Genomic DNA, 19,543 nt, shown 5'->3' with positions numbered 1-19,543 from the left:
GAAAGTGGCTGACGTAACGGAAATTAAGGGTCTGGAATTGAAAGCTAAATTATTCGCGGCAATTGCCGCTCTCGTATTTTCGGCGGGAAGTGCCGGGGCTGTGGTTTACAAGTGTGATGTGAAACCGACCGCACCGGACTCGCGGTTTCTGCAGGGAACGATGTACCTTGGCCTTAATGCTGATCAGACAGAGGGCAGGGCATACGACCGGTTCATCGACCTGGTTCACGGACATGACATTCCCGTAGAACTGAAGAGAACCAGCGAGAGAAAATTGCAGTACTTCTGGCGAGTCACTCAGAAAAAGCCAAAGTACGGGCATAGCTTCAAGCTCGACTTCATGGTGCGCCTCGATACGGTTGCCAAAACCATCACCGTGAGCGCTCATCCGGCCGGTTATGACAACTGGGCCTCGGGCGAGGGGAAATGTGTCCTGGTAAGCGAGACCGGGTAGACGTCGTCCTCCTGACGCGAACCAGCGAAGTCCAGCCGGTGTCTCAATCCATCACGTGCAAGGCACGCAAAGCTGGGCCTCTCGCGCCGAGAGGCAACGCTGGCAGGTAGACGGTTGGAAAGCAGGCGGAAACTGACCTTAACCCTTGACGATAGCATGGAACGGGCTCAGTTACTGCGCAGGACATTCACCAATACCAGAGGGGGCCGACATGGCTTTTGAACTTCCTGACCTTCCCTACGCCCACGACGCACTCGCATCCAAGGGCATGTCGAAGGAAACGCTCGAGTTTCACCACGACCTTCACCACAAGGCCTATGTCGACAACGGCAACAAGCTGATCGAAGGCACCGAGTGGGCGTCGAAGTCTCTGGAAGAGATCATCGTCGGCACCTACGACAAGGGCGCGGTTGCACAGAACGGCATCTTCAACAACATCAGCCAGCTCTGGAACCACAACCAGTTCTGGGAAATGATGGGCCCCGGCGACAGCAAGATGCCGGGCGACCTGGAAAAGGCGCTGGTCGAGTCCTTCGGCTCGGTCGACGAGTTCAAGTCGCAGTTCTCCGCCGCCGGCGCCGGCCAGTTCGGTTCGGGCTGGGCATGGCTGGTCAAGGACACCGATGGCGGCCTGAAGATCACCAAGACCGAGAACGGCGTGAACCCGCTGTGCTTTGGCCAGACCGCGCTGCTGGGCTGCGACGTGTGGGAACACTCCTACTACATCGACTTCCGCAACAAGCGCCCGGCCTACCTGACCAACTTCCTCGACAACCTGGTCAACTGGGAAAACGTCGCCTCGCGGATGTAATCCGCCGCGCGATACGTGCTCTGCGAAGCCCTGCCGCACCCCCGCGGCAGGGCTTTTTCGTGGCCGGGGCGCGACGGCCGGGCCTTGCCTTTCCCGCGCGGGCCTGATCAAGCATGGTTGTTAACAAGGACAGGAAGAGAGTTGTCGTGACCGAGGGCACCAAGGGATTGCTGGCGATGGTCGGGGCCTGCTCGATCTGGGGTCTGTCGCCGATCTACTACAAGCTGCTGGCGCATATCCCCGCGTTCGAGGTGCTGGCCAACCGGATGCTGTGGTCGTTCCTGTTCTTCGCGGCCATTCTTCTCATGCGCGGGCGGGGGCGCGAGATCGTCGCGGCGCTGTCGACGGTCAAGGGCGTGGCGCTGATCGTCGTGGCCTCGCTGTCGATCGCGACCAACTGGTTCCTGTTCATCTATGCCACGCTGATCGACCGCAACACCGAGACCAGCCTCGGCTATTACATCTTCCCGCTGGTGGCGGTTCTCGTGGGCCGGTTCGTCTACAAGGAACGGATGGTGGGGGCGCAGATGCTGGCCGTCGGCCTTGCCGCGCTGGCGGTGGCCGTGCTGGCGATCGAACTGGGCGCGCTGCCGTGGATGTCGCTGCTGCTGGCAGCGACCTTCGTGCTCTACGGGATCGTCAAGAAGAACATCGCGCTGGGCCCCATGGTCTCGGTCACCTGCGAGGTGCTGGTGCTGATGCCGGTCGTGCTTGGCGTGCTCGTCCATGTCTACGCGACGCGGACGGGGGCCTTCGGGTCGAACTGGCACGACAGCCTGCTGCTGCTGTTCTCGGGGCCGCTGACGCTGGCCCCGATGATCCTGTTCAGCTACGCGGCCAAGCGCATCTCGATGTCGGCGCTGGGGGTGATGCAGTACATCAACCCGACGCTGCAGTTTCTCTGCGCGGTGGTGGTGTTCTCCGAACCCTTCACCGCGCCGCTTGCGGCCGCCTTCGGCCTGATCTGGGCGGCGCTGGCGATCTTCTCGGCCTCGGCCTTCCGTCAGGACAGGGCGGCGCGCAGGGTCTCGATGGCGGCCTCGGGGGTTGCGACCTCTGTCAGCAGCGCGGCGAGCGAGGGATCGGCGAAACCCTGATCGATCACGTGATCGACAAGGTCGAGCAGGGGCTGCCAGTACCCCTCGGTGTTCAGGATCAGGATGGGCTTGGCGTGGAGGCCCAGCTGGGCCCATGTCAGGACCTCGAACAGCTCGTCCAGCGACCCGGCGCCACCGGGCAGCACCACGACCGCGTCTGCGTTCATGAACATGACCTTCTTGCGCTCGTGCATCGTCTCGGTGACGATGTAGCGGGTCAGGTCGGTCTTGCCGACTTCCCACTTGACCAGATGCACGGGGATCACCCCGAACGTGTCGCCGCCCGCAAGCTGCGCCGAGCGCGCGACCTCGCCCATCAGCCCCACGTCCCCGGCGCCGTAGACGAGGCGCCAGCCTTCGGTGGCCAGAAGCTGCCCGAGGCTGCGGGCGTGATCGGCATAGGCGGGGCGCGTGCCCGCGCGTGAGCCGCAATAGACACAGACGGATTTCGCTGTCATATCCGGGCCTTCCAGAATTTTCCTGAAACGTCAAAGTGGTTTTGACCCGTGATAGCGCGGTTGATAGACTTGCTCAACTCTGCGACGGGGGACGTCGCCAATTGGGGACACAGGGAATGGCATCAGAAGGCGGGGCGCCCAGCGCTCCCGGTCTCATCGCGTTGATCGCACTTGGTTTGGCCGTCATCGGCGGCGGCGTCTACTACGCGGGTCTGGTGCCCGAATTCGCGCAGCCCGTCACGGTGCCCGAAGTCGCGGACAAGGCGGGAGAGGGGCAGGAGACTGCGACGGCCGAGCCGCAGGCAGAGCAGCCCTCCGAAACCGCACAGGCCCCGGCTCAGGGCGACGCAACTGCAACCACGGATCAGGCCGAGACAGCCCTTGCCGCACCCGCCTTCGACGTCGTCCGGGTAGAGCCCGATGGCACCACGCTGGTCGCTGGCACCGCGCCCGCAGGGTCACGGGTGACCTTCCTGCTGGATGAGGACGAAGTGGGCGAGGCCGTGGCGGACGCCAGTGGCAAGTTCGTCAGCTTCCTCGCGCTGGAGACCGGCGGGACTGCCCGCGTCCTGAGCATGGTGGCCGCGCTTGGTGCGCGGGAGTCGACCTCGGACGAGCCGATCATCGTCGCCCCGGTTCAGGCGCAGGAGCAGGTGGCAAGTGCCGCAGTGGAGGCCCCGGCCGAGACGGGCGAGACGCCTGCGGCGGACGCCCCGGCGGTTGGCGCGGCCCCCGTGATCGGGGATGCCGCCGGGTCCAGCGATGCAACGCCGGCGCCCTCTGCGGAAGCGGAGCAGGTGGCCGAAACTGGGGCCCCCGAAACGCCCGACGCGCCAACGGAAGGCACGGCGCCCGTCGCGGCGCAGGAGAGCGCGGCGGCACCGGTGGCAGAACAGGTTGCCGCGACCGAGCCTGCGGCCACTGCTGTCACAGAGACTGTCGAAACGACGACCAGCACGGACGCTTCGCAAGCCACGACGCAGGTGCCCGAGGCCGTGACCACGGCGGTCACGCCGACGCCTGCCGCATCTGCGACCACGGTCGCCGCTGCGCCGGCATCGACCGAGGCTGCGCCTGCCCAGTCGGCGGCCCCGGTTGCCGTGCTGCGCGCAACGCGCGACGGCGTGGAACTGCTGCAGCCGGTGTCACCCGAACAGCCGGACGCCATGGCCAGCATCGCGCTGGACACCATCAGCTATTCCGACGAGGGCGAGGTCGAACTGACCGGTCGCGCGCGCGGCAACTCGGTTGTCCGCGTCTACCTCGACAACAAGGCCGTCGCCGACCTTGACGCCAGTGCCGAGGGCAAGTGGCAGGGCGAGCTGACCGGCGTGGAGCCCGGGGTCTATACCCTCCGGCTGGACGAACTGAACGCCAAGGGCGACGTGCTGAGCCGCATGGAGACGCCGTTCAAGCGCGAGGCGCCCGAGGTGCTGAACCCGCCCACCTCGGGCGACACGCCGGGGCAGACGGCGCTGGTGCGCGCAGTGACGGTGCAGAAGGGCGATACGCTCTGGGCGATCTCGCGGGACCGCTACGGCGAGGGCCTGCTCTACGTGCGGGTCTTCGAGGCCAACCGCGAAAGCATCCGCGACCCGGACCTGATATACCCCGGGCAGGTGTTCACCTTGCCGGAATAGCGCGGCACCACCGCCGACCGAAAACGAAGACCCCCGGCGCGATGGCCGGGGGTCTCTTGCTTTGCGGGTCGAACCGGATCAGGACTTGGCGAGATCGCGCAGCACGTAGTGCAGGACGCCGCCGTGCTCGACGTATTCCTTCTCGATCGCGGTATCGATCCGACACTTGATCTTGATCGTCGTCTCGGTTCCGTCCGGCGCGGTGATCACGCAGTCGACCACCTCGAGCGGCTTGATGGTGTCGAGACCCTTGATCGAAACGGTCTCGTCCCCGGTGATGCCCAGCGTCTTGCGGGTATCGCCGCCGGTGAACTCGAAGGGGATCACCCCCATGCCGACGAGGTTCGACCGGTGGATGCGCTCGAAGCTCTCGGCGATCACGGCCTTGACGCCCAGCAGGTTGGTCCCCTTGGCGGCCCAGTCGCGCGACGAGCCTGCGCCGTATTCGATGCCACCGAAGATCACCAGCGGGGTGCCCTGCGCCTCGTAGGCCATGGCCGCGTCGTAGATCGAAGTCTGTGCACCGTCGGGGCCCTTGGTGTAGCCGCCCTCGACGCCGTCCAGCATCTCGTTCTTGATGCGGATGTTGGCGAAGGTGCCGCGCATCATCACCTCGTGGTTGCCACGACGCGAGCCGTAGGAGTTGAACTCGCGGACCGGAACCTGGTGCTCCAGCAGGTACTTGCCAGCCGGGGTGGTGTCCTTGAAGGACCCGGCGGGCGAGATGTGGTCGGTGGTGATCATGTCACCGAGCACGGCAAGAATCTTGGCGCCCTCGATGTTCTTGATCGTCCCGGCCTCGGCCCCCATACCCTGGAAGTAGGGCGGGTTCTGGATGTAGGTCGAGGTCGGCGGCCAGTCGTAGGTTTCGCCGCCCGAAACTTCCACAGCCTGCCACTTCTCGTCGCCCTTGAAGACATCGGCGTACTTGGACTGGAACGCCTCGCGGGTGACCACCTTTTCGACCAGTTCGGCGATCTCGGCGTCGCTCGGCCAGATGTCCTTGAGGTACACGTCCTTGCCGTCGGGCGTCTGGGCCAGCGGTTCGCTGGCAAGGTCGATGTTCATGTCACCGGCCAGCGCATAGGCGACGACCAGCGGCGGCGAGGCGAGGTAGTTCGCGCGCACGTCGGGGCTGATCCGGCCCTCGAAGTTCCGGTTGCCCGACAGGACCGCGGCGGCGATCAGGTCGTTGCTGTTGATCGCCTTGGAGATCTCGGGCTGCAGCGGGCCCGAGTTGCCGATGCAGGTGGTGCAGCCGTAGCCGACGAGGTTGAAGCCGACGGCGTCCAGGTCTTCCTGCAGGTTCGCGGCCTCGAGGTACTGGGTCACCACCTGCGAACCCGGCGCCAGCGAGGTCTTGACCCAGGGCTTGCGGTTCAGGCCCAATTGCCGTGCCTTGCGGGCGACGAGCCCGGCGCCGATGAGGACGTAGGGGTTCGAGGTGTTGGTGCAGGAGGTGATCGAGGCGATCACGACCGAGCCGTCCTTCAGCTGGTAGTCCTCGCCTTCGACCGGCGCGGTCTTGCAGATGTCGACGGACTTGGTCGCCACCGGGCCCTCGTCGGCCATGTCCTTGGCTTCCTTGGAAATGTCGATGCCACGGTAGTCGGCAACGACCTTTTCAAAGGCCGAGGCGGCGCCGGTCAGCGGCAGGTAGTCCTGCGGGCGTTTCGGGCCGGAGATGGCGGGAACGATGTCGCCCATGTCGAGGTGCAGCGTGGAGGAGTAGATCGGCGCGTAATCCGCGCCGCGCCAGAAGCCGTTCTCCTTGGCATAGGCCTCGACCAGCGCGATGCGGTCCTCGTCGCGGCCGGTCTGGCGCAGGTAACGCAGGGTCTCGTCGTCGATCGGGAAGAAGCCGCAGGTGGCGCCGTATTCCGGGGCCATGTTGGCGATGGTGGCGCGCTGTGCCAGCGGCAGGCTGTCGAGGCCTTCGCCGTAGAATTCGACGAACTTGTTCACCACGCCATGCTTGCGCAGCATCTCGACGACCTTCAGCACGAGATCGGTGCCGGTGGTGCCCTCGACCATCTTGCCGGTCAGGCGGAAGCCGACGACCTCGGGGATCAGCATCGAGATCGGCTGGCCCAGCATCGCGGCCTCGGCCTCGATGCCGCCCACGCCCCAGCCGAGTACGGCGGCGCCGTTCACCATGGTGGTGTGGCTGTCGGTCCCGACGAGGGTGTCGGGGTAGGCGACCATCTCGCCGTTCTGATCCTTGTCGGTCCAGACGGTCTGGGCGAGGTATTCGAGGTTCACCTGGTGGCAGATGCCGGTGCCCGGCGGCACCACGCGGAAGTTCTCGAACGCGGTCTGGCCCCATTTGAGGAACTGGTAGCGCTCCATGTTGCGCTCGTACTCGCGGTCCACGTTCATCTGGAAGGCGCGCGGGTTGCCGAATTCGTCGATCATCACCGAGTGGTCGATGACGAGGTCCACGGGAACCAGCGGGTTGATCTTGCTGGCGTCGCCGCCGAGCCCGAGGATACCGTCGCGCATCGCCGCAAGGTCGACCACCGCCGGAACGCCGGTGAAGTCCTGCATCAGCACCCGGGCCGGACGATAGGCGATCTCGACCGGGTTCTTGCCGTCCTTCTCGGCCCACTCGGCGAAAGCCTTGATATCGCTGGTGGTGACGGTCTTGCCGTCTTCGAAGCGAAGCATGTTCTCCAGCACGACCTTGAGGGAGGCGGGCAGCTTGGAGAAGTCGCCAAGACCCGCCTCGGTGGCGGCGGCGATCGAGTAATAGGAAACGGAGTTGCCGTTCACACTCAGCGTTCTGCGAGTGCTGGCGGTGTCCTGTCCAACGGTGATGGGCATAAGTGGCCTCCTCATTTGACTGGGAAATGGGAATTCGCTGTGCGTTATCTGCATCAGGTTGGATCGCCGTTCAATAGCGATCCTGAGTTGTTCATGTTTTTCTGTATACCATTGCACACAATCCCCGGCTGGCATTCTTAAGGTAGGCCCGCTCACCGGGGTTTCAAGAAGGATTGATTGGTCATTTCAATTGGCCACCGATACAGGGAACGTCACATTGCAGCAGAGAGCCAACACATGAAAATCCGCCCCATCGCCCCGGTACTGGGACTCGTTCTTGCACTGTCGGGCGCCGTTTCGGGCGCGATTGCCGGGGACAAGGCGGTGGTGGTGGAGCTGTTCACCTCGCAGGGCTGCTCTTCGTGCCCGCCGGCCGATGCGCTGCTGAACGAGCTGAGCGGGCGGGCCGACGTGATCCCGCTGGCGCTGCACGTGGACTATTGGGACTACATCGGCTGGGCCGACGAATTCGCCGATCCCCGCTTTACCAAGCGGCAGAAGGCCTATGCCACCGCGGCAGGCCGGCACATGGTCTATACCCCGCAGATGATCATCGACGGTGTCGACAGCATCGTTGGGGCCAAGGGCATGAAGCTTGGCGAACTGATCGAACAGCATCGCCGGATTGCCGCCAAGGCAGACCTGGACGTGACGTGGCGGGCCGGGGTGGCGCAGATCGTCGTGCGCCCGCTGGCCGGGACGCCGCGCGGCAAGTACGCGGTGCACCTCGTCCGGTTCGAGCCGCGGCGCGAGACCAAGATCACCCGGGGCGAGAACGCGGGCAGGTCGATCGTCTATTCCAACATCGTCACCGACTGGACCGTGCTTGGCACTTGGGACGGGCAGGGTGAACTGGCGCTGACGGCGGAAACGCCGGGCAACGATCGCAGCGTGATTCTCGTGCAGGACAGCGCGCCGGGGGCCATTCTGGCGGCCGCCCGCGCCGAGTAACCCGGCCGGCGCCGCGCGATCTTGCTGACGTAAGGTCCTGATACGGCTGCTCACGCCGCGTTTCATTTGGTTCCTTCTCTTGTTCAGCATCGGCGAGATCTTGCCGACACGTGCAGCACCCTCTTTGCTTTTCACGACAGTCTGACAAAGTTCCGCTCGGCTCGGCAGGGATGGCGGAGCCTCTCAAAAAGAAGACAAGACGAGGGACTTATGAGCGTGAAACGGGTCATTCCGCGGCTGGGCGGGCTGTCAATTCTTTGTGCTTCGCTACTTCTGACTGCCGCGTGTTCGACGACCGAACCGCAAGGACTCGACCCCGACCGCCAGGCTTTCGCATTGCGTGAAGTCAAGGAACTGCAGGCCAAGGGCCAGCGGGTCTGGTGCGTTCCCTTCGCCCGCAACGCCAGCGGCATCGACATCCGCGGCAACGCCGAGACCTGGTGGAACCAGGCCAAGGGTCTCTACGATCAGGGTCGCGAGCCCGAGGTCGGCGCGGTCATGGCGTTCAAATCGACCCGCTCCATGCCGATGGGTCACGTCGCCGTCGTCTCCAAGGTCCTCTCGGCCCGCGAAGTGCTGATCGACCACGCCAACTGGCACCGCAACCAGGTTTCGCTGAACATGGCCGTGGTCGATGTTTCGGAAAAGAACGACTGGTCGGCGGTTCGGCTGCAGAGCAATCCCGACAGCTTTGGCAGCGTCTACCCGGTGAACGGGTTCATCTACCCGGTGATCGCGCAATAAGCGTCGACCACCCGGACATCAGCCTGCGAATGAGCCCCCAAGCGGGGCTTTTTTCATGCCTGATCACGGCCGCCCGCGTCGTCAGAGCTCCAGCCGGACCCGGTGCCCCGGCGCGAAGTGGGTGCGCACGAAGGTGACCGCCGTATCGGGGCTGAAGGTGGCGCGCTCCATCGCCAGCAGGGCGGTGCCCTCGGGACAGCCAAGGTGGCGGGCTTCGAAGGGCCCGGCGGGGCTGGCCAGATAGTCCATCGTGCCACGGGCGAAGGGCGTGTGCTGCACCAGCCATTCGTTCGCGCAGACCTCTTTCAACTCCTGTGCGGCAAAGCCCGGCGCGCCGTCGAGATGGACCCAGCGGTCTTCCAGAGCGTAGGGCTGGCCATCGGCCAGGAACAGCGTGCGCACGCGCTGGGTCACGGCCTCGGCCGAAAGCCCAAGCAGGGCACGTTCGAGAGGCGGCATCGCCTCGGTCTCGCGGCTGAGGAGGCTGTGCGCAAAGCTCTGGCCACGCGCCTCGACCGCCTCGCGCAGAATCGGGATCGCCAGCCGTGCGCGCCGCTGGGGGGCCATCGCGACGCGGGTGCCCGCCTTGCGCCGTCGCTCCAGCCAACCATCCTCGGCAAGGGCCCTGAGCGCCCGGTTCACCGTGGCGCGCGAACAGCCGAGTTCGGCGGCCAGATCGGCCTCGTTCGGGATCAGCGCGCCCGGCGCCCAGTCGCGGCTGTGGATCCGCTCCAGCGCTTCCTTGTGGATGTCCTGCCAGGTGATCGCCATCACTTCGCGCCCTCAAGCGGTGCAGGGCAGGCCCGGTTGCCCGACAGGGCCGATTTCGCATGGAGGACTGTCATGAGCTTTCCCTTGACGACTCGATTATGTCTATACATAAAAATATTAACTCAGACATAAGGGGTCAATCACTGATGGCACGGCGAGTCCTGAAAGGTGCACGGATCGCGACCATGATCGGGGGCTATGGCCTCGTCGAGGCGGGGGTGATCGCTCTGGAGGAGGGTCGGATCGCCCATGTGGGCACCGAGGTGCCCGCCGCCTTTGCCGATGTGGCCGCCGAGGACCTGCAAGGCCGTCTGGTGACACCCGCGCTGATCGATTGCCACACCCATCTCGTCTTTGGCGGCCATCGCGCGCTGGAGTTCGAGATGCGGCTGAACGGCGCCAGCTACGAAGAGGTCGCGCGGGCAGGGGGCGGCATCGTCTCGACCGTGGGGGCGACCCGCCTGGCCAGCGAGGAGGCGCTCGTTGAGGCAGCGCTGCCCCGGCTGGATACGCTGATCGCCGAGGGTGTCGGCACTGTCGAGATCAAGTCGGGCTATGGGCTCGACCTCGAGACCGAACTGCGGATGCTGCGCGCGGCCCGCGCTCTCGGGCGGCGGCGCGATGTGCGGGTGGTGACCTCATTCCTCGGTGCCCATGCAGTGCCTGCCAACTACGCGGGGCGGGCGGATGCCTATATAGACGAGGTCTGCATCCCCGCGCTGCATGCGGCCCATGCCGAGGGGCTTGTCGATGCGGTCGATGGGTTCTGTGAGGGCATCGCCTTTGACACGGCGCAGATGGCGCGGGTGTTCGAGGCCGCCCGGGCGCTCGGCCTGCCGGTGAAGCTCCATGCCGAACAGCTCTCCAACATCGGCGGAACGCTCCTCGCGGCACGCTACGGCGCGCTCTCGGCCGATCACGTCGAATACGCGAACGATGCGGACGCGGCGGCGCTTGCCGCCTCGGGGACCGTGGCGGTGCTCCTGCCGGGCGCCTTCTATACCCTGCGCGAGACGCAGGCGCCGCCGGTCGCCGCCTTTCGTCGACATGGCGTTCCCATGGCCCTCGCCACGGACTGCAATCCCGGGTCATCGCCCATGACCTCGCTGCTGCTGACCCTGAACATGGGCTGCACCCTGTTTCGCCTGACGCCCGAGGAGGCGCTGGCCGGGGTGACGGTTCATGCCGCGCGCGCGCTTGGGCTTTCGGACTGCGGGCAGGTGGCCGCCGGGATGCGCGCGGATCTGGCCGTCTGGGACGCGGAGAGCCCGGGAGAGCTGTCCTACCGGATCGGGTTCAACCCGCTGCACCGGCGGATTATCGGAGGTGAAGGATGATCGAGGTTACGCCGGGCCAGGTGGCCCTGTCGGATTTGGAACGGATCTATCGCGAGGAGCTTTCGGTGCGACTTGCGCCCGGGGCCCGTCCCGAGATCGAGGCCGCCGCGGCGCTGGTTGCCGCCGCCGCCCGTGGGCAGGCACCGGTCTACGGGGTGAACACCGGCTTTGGCAAATTGGCCAACCGCAAGATCGCGCCGGAAGATACCGAGAAACTTCAGGAAAACCTGATCCTTTCCCATTGCTGTGGTGTCGGTGAACCGCTCTCGCCCCGGCTGACCCGCCTGATGATGGCGCTCAAGCTTATGTCTTTGGGGCGCGGCGCTTCGGGTGTGCGCTGGGAGATTTGCGCGCTGCTCGAGGCGATGCTGGCCGCCGGGGTGACGCCGGTGGTGCCGCACCAGGGGTCGGTCGGGGCCTCGGGCGATCTCGCGCCACTGGCCCATATGACCGCGGTCATGATCGGCGCGGGCGAGGCCCTGGTCGGTGGCGAACGGCTGGCAGGGCGCGAGGCGCTGAGCCGGGCAGGACTGGAGCCCGTGGTGCTGGGCCCGAAGGAGGGGCTGGCGCTGATCAACGGCACGCAGTTTTCCACAGCCTGCGCCCTCGCCGGGTATTTCGAGGCCGAGCGGATGGTGCAGAACTCCATCGTCATCGCCGCGCTCTCGACTGACGCGATCATGGGTTCCACTGCGCCGCTGCGCCCCGAGATCCACGCTCTGCGCGGCCATCCCGGGCAGATCGCCGTCGCCGCGCAGATGCGCGCGCTGATGGAGGGCAGCGAGATCCGCGAGAGCCACCGCGAAAACGACAGCCGCGTGCAGGATCCGTATTGCATCCGCTGCCAGCCGCAGGTGGTGGGTGCCGCCGCCGATATCATTGCGCAGGCTGGGCGCACGCTCGAGATCGAGGCTAACGCGGTGACCGACAACCCGCTGGTGCTGGTCGGTTCGGGGCTGATCGTGTCGGGCGGCAACTTCCATGCCGAGCCGGTCGGGTTTGCCGCCGACCAGATCGCCCTGGCACTGGCCGAGATCGGCGCCATCGCCCAGCGGCGCGTCGCGCTGATGGTCGACCCGACCCTGAGCCATGACCTGCCGCCCTTCCTGACGCCGGATCCGGGCCTGAATTCGGGTCTGATGATTGCCGAGGTCACCACGGCCGCCCTGATGAGCGAGAACAAGCACATCGCGATGCCCTGCGTCACTGACTCGACCCCGACCTCGGCCAACCAGGAGGACCACGTCAGCATGGCCGCCCACGGTGCCTTCCGCCTGATGCGGATGGTCGAGAATCTGGCCGTGATCCTGGGGGTCGAGGCGATGTGTGCCGGGCAGGGGATCGAGGCGCGCCGGCCGCTGGCAACCTCGCCGCGACTGGCCGCTGTTCTGGCCTGCCTCCGCGCCGAAGTGGCTCCGTTGGCCGAGGACCGGTACCTGGCGCCCGACATCGCCAAGGCCGCCGAACTGGTCCGCGAGGGCCGCCTGCTGGAGCGCTCCGCATGATCGAGGTCACCCGGGGGGACAGCCCCATCGTCCTTGGCCTGCCGCACACCGGCACCGATGTTCCACCGGACGCCTGGGAACGGCTGAACGAAACCGGGCGCGCCCTTGCGGATACCGACTGGCACATCCATCGCCTTTACGACGGACTGCTGGAGGGGGCGACCACCGTGCGCACCCCGGTGCACCGCTATGTCATCGACGTGAACCGCGCCCCTGATGACGAGAGCTTGTACCCGGGCCAGAACACCACCGGGCTTTGCCCGCTGACCGATTTCGACGGGCGGCCGATCTATCGAGACGGGCAGGAGCCCGACGCCGCCGAAATCGCCCGTCGCGTCGATGCTTTTCACCGGCCCTATCACGAGGCCCTGTCCGCCGAACTGGACCGCGTGAGGGGCATACATGGCGTTGCGATCTTGTATGATTGCCACTCTATCAGGTCGGAAATCTCCTTTCTGTTTCCGGGAATATTGCCGGATTTCAACATCGGCACGAACCAGTCCGCCTCCTGTGCGCCGATCGTGGAGCGGACGGTGGAGCAACTCTGCGCCGCGGCCCCAGGTTACACCTCGATTCTTAACGGAAGGTTCAAGGGCGGGTGGACGACGCGCCACTATGGCCGACCAGAGACCGGGGTCCATGCGATCCAGATGGAACTGGCCCAGTCGACCTACCTCGCCTCCGAGACCCCGCCCTGGACTTATTCACAGGTGGATGGGGATAAAATCCGGAACCACTTGTCAAACATTCTCAACGCCTTGCAGCGCTTAGTTCAAACGGGAGAGCTGAACCGATGACCAACCCGCGCCACAATACCCGCGATGTGTTTCCGCCGACCGGAACCGAGCTGACGGCCAAATCCTGGCTGACCGAGGCGCCGATGCGGATGCTGATGAACAACCTGCATCCGGACGTCGCCGAGAACCCGCACGAGCTGGTGGTTTACGGTGGAATCGGTCGGGCCGCCCGGACCTGGGAGGATTTCGACCGCATCGTCGCCTCGCTGGTCGATCTCGAGGCGGACGAGACGCTGCTGGTGCAGTCCGGCAAGCCGGTGGGGGTGTTCCGGACCCATGAAAACGCGCCGCGCGTGCTGATCGCCAACAGCAACCTCGTGCCGCACTGGGCCACCTGGGATCACTTCAACGAGCTCGACAAGAAGGGGCTCGCCATGTACGGCCAGATGACGGCCGGTTCGTGGATTTACATTGGAACCCAAGGCATTGTGCAGGGAACCTACGAGACTTTTGCCGAGGCCGGACGCCAGCATTACGGCGGCGATCTGACCGGCAAGTGGATCCTGACGGGCGGGCTTGGAGGCATGGGCGGGGCCCAGCCGCTGGCGGCGGTCTTTGCCGGGGCCAGCTGCCTCGCGGTGGAGTGCAACCCGGATTCCATCGACTTCAGACTGCGCACCAAGTACCTCGACGAGAAGGCCGAGACGCTGGACGAGGCGCTCGAGATGATCGACCGCTGGACCAAGGCGGGCGAGGCGAAATCGGTCGGTCTGCTGGGCAATGCCGCCGAGGTGTTTCCCGAACTGGTTCGCCGCATGAAGGCGGGCGGGATGCGGCCGGACATCGTGACCGACCAGACCAGCGCGCACGATCCGTTGAACGGCTACCTGCCCAAGGGCTGGGGACTGGCCGAGTGGCGCGCCAAGCGCGAGAGCGATCCGAAGGCAGTGGAAAAGGCGGCGCGGGCGTCGATGAAGGAACACGTCGCCGCGATGGTCGACTTCTGGAACGCGGGCGTGCCGACGCTGGATTATGGCAACAATATCAGGCAGGTGGCGCTGGAGGAGGGGCTGGAAAACGCCTTTGCCTTCCCGGGGTTCGTACCAGCCTATATCCGCCCGCTGTTCTGCCGGGGTGTCGGGCCGTTCCGCTGGTGCGCGCTCTCCGGCGATCCGGAGGACATCTACAAGACCGACCAGAAGGTCAAGGAACTGATCCCCGACGACGAGCACCTGCACCAGTGGCTCGACATGGCGCGCGAACGCATCGCCTTCCAGGGCCTGCCGGCGCGGATCTGCTGGGTCGGGCTGGGGCAGCGCCACCGTCTTGGCCTCGCCTTTAACGAGATGGTGAGGAATGGTGAGCTAAAAGCGCCCGTGGTGATTGGCCGTGATCACCTCGATTCCGGTTCCGTGGCCAGCCCCAACCGCGAAACGGAGTCGATGAAGGATGGTTCGGACGCGGTCAGCGATTGGCCGCTGCTGAACGCTCTGCTGAACACCGCAAGCGGGGCGACCTGGGTTTCGCTGCATCACGGTGGCGGGGTCGGCATGGGCTTTTCTCAGCACTCCGGCATGGTGATCTGCTGTGACGGGACCGAGGACGCTGACAAGCGCCTTGCGCGGGTGCTGTGGAACGACCCGGCCACTGGTGTGATGCGCCACGCCGATGCCGGTTACGAGATCGCGGTAGACTGCGCCCGCGAGAACGGGCTGAAGCTGCCGGGAATCCTCGGTTAAGTGTGAAATCTCAGAAGGTTGTTCACCCGGATCGGGGCTGGGCTGCAATCGCCAGTTTCCAGTCGAGGACCCGATAGGGTGCGCAACCTGATGAGAAGCCACCGCTAGGGCTTCGTAGCGAGAAATGTGTGCGGTCGGGGTAACCCGGCCGCGCCGAGCTAACTGCTCTGAAACGGCAAGCCTGCCGGGCTTGCGGCTGTCTCCTCTGGCGCAGTCATGCGCGGGGCGCGCGACAAGGGCACGTCGCCCGGGGGGCCGGGTTGCATAGCTTTCTGCGTCAGCCCCTTATCCCGGTCTCCGTAGCCATATCCGACGGCGCCGCCCGGTTAGCAGCGTTCGCACGCCATGTTGTCCGACAGCTCACTATTGATTGCCGTGCTAAACACACGGTTTTCGCCGTAGATTTGGTCAGCCATTCCAGCCATTTACCGGGATATCGCAGATATCGGCAAAATTATCTTACCAATTTAATAAACTCGCGCTAACCTGCGTGGGACCGGGAAAGCTGCGGGAGGAGAGCGCGGCGCCCCGGTCTAACGATGGGAGGAAAATCATGACTGACAAGAACACCACCCGGCGTGGTGCCCTGCGCGCATTCGCAGGAGCCGGTGCCGCGACACTCGCAGCGCCCGCGATTGCAACCGCACAGGGACAGACCACGACCTGGAAGATCCAGACCAGCTGGCCGGGCGGCGCGGGGCTGCAGATCTTCAAGGACTGGTGCGCCACGATTGTCGAGAAGACCGGCGGCGAACTGGCCTTTACGCCCTTTGGCGCCAATGACGTCGTGGGGGATTTCCAGCTGTTCGACGCGGTGAAGAACGGCGTGCTGGAGGCGGTGAACCCGTTTACCATCTATGCGCAGGGCATCATCCCCGCCGCAACCTTCCTGACCTCGATCCCCCTGGGTCTGCGTCAGCCGTCGGAATTCGACACGTTCTACTACGGGCTTGGCGGGATCGACATCGCGCGCGAGCTTTATGCGGCGCAGGGCATGCATTTCATCGGCCCGGTGCACCATGACGCGAACATCATCCACTCCAAGGTGCCGATCCGCTCGATCGACGACTTTGCCGGCCGCAAGATGCGTCTGCCGGGTGGCATGGTGGCCGAAGTCTTCAACGCTGTCGGGGCCGAAACCACGGTTCTGCCGGGGTCCGAGATCTTCCCGGCGCTGGAGAAGGGCACCATCGACGTGGCCGACTACGTGGGCCCGGCGGTGAACTACGCGCTCGGCTTCAGCCAGGTGACCAACTACATCGTCATGGGCCCTCCGGGCTTCATGTCGCTGTACCAGCCGGTCGATATCATGGACATCACCGTGGGTCAGGCCGCGTGGGACAAGCTCTCGCCGCAGATGAAGCAGTTCATGGAAATGGAGACGCATGTCTACTCCGACATGCACTATGCGGCGATCCAGAAGGCGGACCAGGAGGCCTGGGGCAAGTTCGCGGCGGATGGCACCGAGGTTACCCGCCTCAGCCAGGACGACGTGGACCTGATGACCGAGGTCGCCGTGCCGATCTGGTTCGACTACGCCAACCGCGATCCGAACGCGGCGCGGGTGTTCAAGATCCAGCTCGACTACATGATGTCCGGCTCGCTCGGCTACGTGGACCCGGCGCTGACCGAGGGGCTCGAGCTCAAGCTCTGATCTCCGGACGCCGACAAACGTCCTCCGCCCGACACCTTCGCGGTGTCGGGCGGTTTCCCGAAATACCAAGATACGAGGACCGCAATGCCGGGTCTCAGCTTTACGCTGCCGCATTGGCTCTACTGGGTGGGGCTGATCGTCTTTCCCATCGTCGCGATGATCCTGTCGCGGCGCCCGCAGCCAAAGGAACGACGCTATTCGCTGCCGCTGGCCTACATGATCGCCATCGCAGGCGGCATCATCGGGCTGCATCGCTTCTACCTGAAGAGCTTGCTCGGGCTGGTCTACATCCCGATCTTCCTGTTCATCCTCTATGCCAACAACCAGGCGCATGACGCGCGCACCGTGCTGTCGGACTATGCCAACCAGATGCGGGTGGCCGAGCGCACGCTGACGCGCGAGGAGAGCCGGGTGCAGGAGGCGCAGGCGGGGCTTGCCGACCTTCAGAAGGCCTATGACGAGGCCGAGGAGGGCAGCTTTGGCCAGAAGAGTGCCGAGCGGCGTCTGCAACGGGCGCAGGACACCATCAGCAAGGGTGAAGCGCGGCTGACCGAGGCGCGCACTGCCGTGGCCGAAATCGCCCCGCGGCGCGACGAGGCCGCGGCCTCGCGCAACTTCTGGCGGCAGGCGGGGGGCTATGCCTTCTACCTGATCCTTGCGCTGGTGGCGCTGGACTTCGTGCTGATCCCCGGGTTGGTGCGGCGCGCCAACGCGGCGCTGCCCCTGACCGAGGAAGTCTCGGAGGCCGAGGCGGCGCTGGCGGCCGCCGAGAAGGAAGAAGGGCTGAAGCAAGACAGCGACTATGCCGAGAACTGGATCGACCGGCTCTCGCTGTTCTGCGGTGAGTTCGTATCCTACTGGGCGGTGATCGCGGTCTTCGTCTACTACTACGAGGTCATCGCGCGCTATGTCTTCAACTCGCCGACCAACTGGGCGCACGAGGGCATGTACCTGATGTTCGGGATGCAATACCTGATCGCGGGCGCCTATGCGATGCTGACCGAGAGCCACGTGCGGGTCGATATCTTCTATGCCCCGCTGTCGAAGCCGCGCAAGGCGTGGGTCGATCTGCTGACCTCGGTCTTCTTCTTCATCTTTGCCGGAACGCTGCTGGTCACCTCGTGGATCTTCGCCATGGACGCCATCGCGGTGCCCTCGGGCAACTCCATCGTGTCGGACTGGGCGCGGGGGCAGATCGGGTTCGGCGAGATGATCGGCGGGCTGGGGCTGAACCAGTGGACCGATCCGAACATCCGCTGGGGCGAGATCAGCTTCAACGAATGGGAAGTGCCGCTGTGGCCCATGAAATGGGTGATGGTCATCGGCGCGGTCCTGCTGATTTTGCAGGGCATTTCGAAACTGTCGAAAGACGTGCGTGAAATCGCGCGGGGGAACTGAGAATGGGCATCGAAATCGGAATCGAGTGGCTCACACTCATCATGTTCGGCTCGCTGCTGGTGTTGCTGATGGCGGGGCTTCCGCTCGCCTTCGTCACCGGCGGTCTGGCCTGCGTGTTTCTCTTCGTGCTGGGGGATGCGCGCGCGCTCAACATCGTGCCGGGGCGTATCTTTCCGCTGATGACGAACTACCAGCTCTCGGCGATCCCGCTGTTCATCTTCATGGCGGCCATGCTCGAGAGGGCGGGGATCATCAACGACATGTTCGACGTGATCTACAAGGTGCTGGGCGGGGTGAAAGGGGGGCTTGCCGCCGCCACCATCATCGCCTCGACGATCCTTGCGGCCATGGTCGGCGTGATCGGCGCGGCGGTGGTGACGATGGGGATCATCGCGCTGCCCGCCATGCTCAAGCGCGGATACGATCCGCAGATCGCCATGGGGTCCATCATGGCGGGCGGGACGCTGGGCATCCTGATCCCGCCGTCGATCCTCGCCATCATCTATGCGGTGGTGGCCGAGCAGTCGGTGGGCGAGCTGTTCATCGGCGCGGTGATCCCCGGGTTGCTGCTGTCGGGGATGTACATCCTCTACGTGACCATCCGCAGCTACATCAACCCGGCGCTCGGGCCTGCGATCCCTGTGGAAGAGCGGGTGTCGAACCGTGAGAAGCTGCAGCTGATCAGCCGGATGGCCGCGCCCATCGTGCTGGTGGTCGTGGTGCTGGGTGTGATCTTCTCCGGGGTCGCGACCCCGGTGGAGGCGGCAGGTATCGGCACCTTCGGCGCCTTCATCGTGGCGGCGATCCACCGCAAGCTGAACTGGCCGACGGTGCGCGAGGCCTGCACGACGACGCTCAAGGCCAGCGCGATGGTCATCTGGATCATGTTCGGGGCCACGATCTTTGTCGGTCTCTACGTGCTGGAGGGCGGGCAGCAGTTCGTGCAGGACGCACTGGCGGCCACCGGGCTCGGGCCCTGGGGCATCCTGATCCTCATGCAGATCCTGCTGGTGATCCTGGGCATGTTCCTGGACTGGGTCGGCATCCTGCTGCTCTGCGTGCCGATCTTCGTGCCGATCATCAAGGCGCTGGGTGCGGCCTCCTTCGGCCTCTCCAGCCCCGAGGATCTCGTGCTGTGGTTCGGGGTGCTCTACCTCGTGAACATGCAGATGAGCTTTCTCTCGCCGCCCTTCGGCTACGCGCTCTTCTACCTGCGCGGCGTCGCTCCGGCCGAGATCCCGATGTCGGATATCTTCAAGTCGGCGCTGCCGTTCCTGGCGCTGCAGATCGTGGGGCTCGTGCTGTGCATGGTGTTCCCGCAGATTATCACCTGGTTGCCCAGGCTGGTCTACGGCTGAGGCCGAACACGGTTGAGGCAGGAGGTGGGGCGTCCCGTTCCGGCGGGGCGCCTTGCCGCATTCCGG

The 19,543-nt window shown here is 65.2% G+C and carries 16 protein-coding genes; 13 read left to right on the top strand and 3 right to left on the bottom strand.

Going from position 1 to position 19,543, the window contains the following annotated elements; genetic code table 11:
• Positions 1 to 4 precede the first annotated feature (4 nt).
• The 3 genes from DDT93_RS19145 (at position 5) to rarD (ending at position 2,362) form a co-directional block, all read left to right on the top strand.
• On the top strand, positions 5 to 454 hold the full coding sequence (locus DDT93_RS19145) for a hypothetical protein (protein ID WP_157960231.1): 450 nt from the start codon (positions 5 to 7) through the stop codon (positions 452 to 454).
• A 211-nt stretch (positions 455 to 665) separates the two neighbouring features.
• Positions 666 to 1,265, top strand: coding sequence for a superoxide dismutase (locus DDT93_RS19140; protein ID WP_109467479.1), 600 nt, complete (start codon positions 666 to 668; stop codon positions 1,263 to 1,265).
• 146 nt (positions 1,266 to 1,411) lie between these two features.
• Positions 1,412 to 2,362, top strand: a complete 951-nt coding sequence (rarD, locus tag DDT93_RS19135; RefSeq protein WP_109467478.1) for an EamA family transporter RarD — start codon at positions 1,412 to 1,414, stop codon at positions 2,360 to 2,362.
• Here the strand turns inward: rarD and DDT93_RS19130 are convergent.
• Complete coding sequence (locus DDT93_RS19130; protein WP_109467477.1) at positions 2,269 to 2,820, bottom strand: LOG family protein; 552 nt, start codon at positions 2,818 to 2,820, stop codon at positions 2,269 to 2,271. The genes rarD and DDT93_RS19130 overlap by 94 nt on opposite strands.
• 116 nt (positions 2,821 to 2,936) lie before the next feature.
• On the opposite strand from DDT93_RS19130, the gene DDT93_RS26785 reads away from it, so the two are divergent.
• Complete coding sequence (locus tag DDT93_RS26785) at positions 2,937 to 4,460, top strand: LysM peptidoglycan-binding domain-containing protein (RefSeq protein WP_232825505.1); 1,524 nt, start codon at positions 2,937 to 2,939, stop codon at positions 4,458 to 4,460.
• 78 nt (positions 4,461 to 4,538) lie between these two features.
• On the opposite strand, the gene acnA is transcribed toward DDT93_RS26785, so the two are convergent.
• A complete protein-coding gene (gene acnA, locus DDT93_RS19115; RefSeq protein ID WP_109467475.1) occupies positions 4,539 to 7,283 on the bottom strand; it encodes an aconitate hydratase AcnA in 2,745 nt (914 codons plus the stop codon).
• Between the two features lie 237 nt (positions 7,284 to 7,520).
• Here acnA and DDT93_RS19110 point away from each other — a divergent pair, with 237 nt between their 5' ends.
• The gene (locus DDT93_RS19110; protein WP_109467474.1) at positions 7,521 to 8,234 is read left to right on the top strand and encodes a DUF1223 domain-containing protein; all 714 of its coding nucleotides are present in this window, start codon (positions 7,521 to 7,523) and stop codon (positions 8,232 to 8,234) included.
• A gap of 210 nt (positions 8,235 to 8,444) precedes the next feature.
• On the top strand, positions 8,445 to 8,978 hold the full coding sequence (locus DDT93_RS19105) for a CHAP domain-containing protein (protein WP_109467473.1): 534 nt from the start codon (positions 8,445 to 8,447) through the stop codon (positions 8,976 to 8,978).
• An 81-nt stretch (positions 8,979 to 9,059) separates the two neighbouring features.
• On the opposite strand, the gene DDT93_RS19100 is transcribed toward DDT93_RS19105, so the two are convergent.
• The gene (locus DDT93_RS19100) at positions 9,060 to 9,749 is read right to left on the bottom strand and encodes a GntR family transcriptional regulator (protein WP_109467472.1); all 690 of its coding nucleotides are present in this window, start codon (positions 9,747 to 9,749) and stop codon (positions 9,060 to 9,062) included.
• A gap of 146 nt (positions 9,750 to 9,895) precedes the next feature.
• Here DDT93_RS19100 and hutI point away from each other — a divergent pair, with 146 nt between their 5' ends.
• The 7 genes from hutI to DDT93_RS19065 all read left to right on the top strand — a co-directional run bounded on the left by hutI (position 9,896) and on the right by DDT93_RS19065 (position 19,477).
• Entirely contained in the window at positions 9,896 to 11,086 is a 1,191-nt protein-coding gene (hutI, locus tag DDT93_RS19095; protein ID WP_109467471.1) for an imidazolonepropionase, read from the top strand.
• The gene (gene hutH / locus DDT93_RS19090) at positions 11,083 to 12,591 is read left to right on the top strand and encodes a histidine ammonia-lyase (protein ID WP_109467470.1); all 1,509 of its coding nucleotides are present in this window, start codon (positions 11,083 to 11,085) and stop codon (positions 12,589 to 12,591) included. The genes hutI and hutH overlap by 4 nt, the downstream gene beginning before the upstream one ends.
• Positions 12,588 to 13,388, top strand: coding sequence for an N-formylglutamate deformylase (gene hutG / locus DDT93_RS19085; protein ID WP_109467469.1), 801 nt, complete (start codon positions 12,588 to 12,590; stop codon positions 13,386 to 13,388). Before hutH ends, hutG begins: the two co-directional genes overlap by 4 nt.
• Positions 13,385 to 15,067: a urocanate hydratase gene (gene hutU / locus DDT93_RS19080; protein WP_109467468.1), complete on the top strand. Its 1,683-nt coding sequence runs from the start codon at positions 13,385 to 13,387 to the stop codon at positions 15,065 to 15,067. Before hutG ends, hutU begins: the two co-directional genes overlap by 4 nt.
• Before the next feature lie 553 nt (positions 15,068 to 15,620).
• Positions 15,621 to 16,721: a TRAP transporter substrate-binding protein DctP gene (gene dctP, locus DDT93_RS19075; RefSeq protein WP_109467467.1), complete on the top strand. Its 1,101-nt coding sequence runs from the start codon at positions 15,621 to 15,623 to the stop codon at positions 16,719 to 16,721.
• A gap of 84 nt (positions 16,722 to 16,805) precedes the next feature.
• The gene (locus DDT93_RS19070) at positions 16,806 to 18,119 is read left to right on the top strand and encodes a TRAP transporter small permease subunit (protein WP_109467466.1); all 1,314 of its coding nucleotides are present in this window, start codon (positions 16,806 to 16,808) and stop codon (positions 18,117 to 18,119) included.
• A gap of 2 nt (positions 18,120 to 18,121) precedes the next feature.
• On the top strand, positions 18,122 to 19,477 hold the full coding sequence (locus tag DDT93_RS19065; protein WP_109467465.1) for a TRAP transporter large permease: 1,356 nt from the start codon (positions 18,122 to 18,124) through the stop codon (positions 19,475 to 19,477).
• Positions 19,478 to 19,543 lie beyond the last annotated feature (66 nt).

This window comes from Albibacillus kandeliae, assembly GCF_003116585.1.
In the GTDB taxonomy this organism is placed as follows: domain Bacteria; phylum Pseudomonadota; class Alphaproteobacteria; order Rhodobacterales; family Rhodobacteraceae; genus Albibacillus; species Albibacillus kandeliae.
Note: the sequence above shows the minus strand (reverse complement) of the source record. Positions and strands in the feature narration are given on the sequence as shown.